The sequence below is a fragment of the Mycoplasmopsis agassizii genome (assembly GCF_002272945.1).
GTDB lineage: Bacteria > Bacillota_I > Bacilli_A > Mycoplasmatales > Metamycoplasmataceae > Mycoplasmopsis_B > Mycoplasmopsis_B agassizii.
The window spans coordinates 1-1,014 of sequence record NZ_NQMN01000007.1 but is presented as its reverse complement, the minus strand read 5'-3'; the positions used below and the strand labels follow the sequence as shown (position 1 = coordinate 1,014).

Genomic DNA, 1,014 nt, shown 5'->3' with positions numbered 1-1,014 from the left:
AAACTGCTACTGGTAAAACAGTGACAGTTTCAGGATTCAAAGTTGATACAACTAAAGCAGATGTCACAAGTTGATATAATGATACTGTTAAAGATACTACAGTTACAACAACAGAACTAACTGCTAAAAAACCAAGTGAAGTTGCTACAACAGATCTTACATCTTTATTCACAGCACCTACAAGTGTTTCAGGATCAAGCGTCGATCTAGAACTAGTTACTTCAGGCGCATCTGATTCCAACGGTACACTCAAAGTTAAAGTCTATCTAAAACAAGGGCAAGAGTTCTACACAACTACTGGTGACTTAGTAGCCGAAAAAACAAGCGCTGGTAAAGAAGTTACTTTAAGTGGCTTTAAAAATACTAGTCAAGAGTTAGAGGCAGCAGCGAAAACTTGATATGATGCCTTAAAAGTTACTCTAACTGCTTCAGATACTGATAAAGTTAAACTAGCTTCTGAATTTGCTACAGTTGAAAAAGTTACAGAACTAGTTAAAGATGAAACTACTTTTAAAGCGCCTACTACTCCTGAAGGATTCACTGTCAGCTATGAAACTATTACTGCAGATAACACTACAGGAATTTTAAAATTCAAAGCCTTATTAAAAAATGGAGAAAGTAGTTTTGATGGTACAACAGGTAAAATCACTACTGAAACTGATAAAGGTAAAGAAGTATCAGTCACAGGCTTTACTAGTGAGCAAGCTTTTGCACTTACAACTTATAAGTCATTAACTGAAGATGGTAATCTAACTCTAGTATTATCAGATGGCGAACAAGCAGCAGCCTTAAAAGCTAAATTAGCATCTCAAATTACAGAGGATACAGATTACACTAATTTAAATGAAGCATTAAAAGTTAAATTAGATAGTCTTAATGATAGTTTAGGTGATTCAGGATTCAAATTCGAAATCATTAAAGTTACACCTACTACAGGAACCAACTGAGATAACACTGCAGGATCATTACAAGTACAATTATTACTTTCAAGTGGTAGTGGAACTGATACTAAGT

The 1,014-nt window shown here is 34.5% G+C and carries 1 protein-coding gene; it reads left to right on the top strand.

Features of this window, described 5'->3' with window-relative positions:
- Positions 1 to 1,014, top strand: a 1,014-nt coding sequence (locus CJF60_RS05135) for a lipoprotein 17-related variable surface protein (RefSeq protein WP_143823587.1), incomplete at both ends; no start/stop codon positions are given.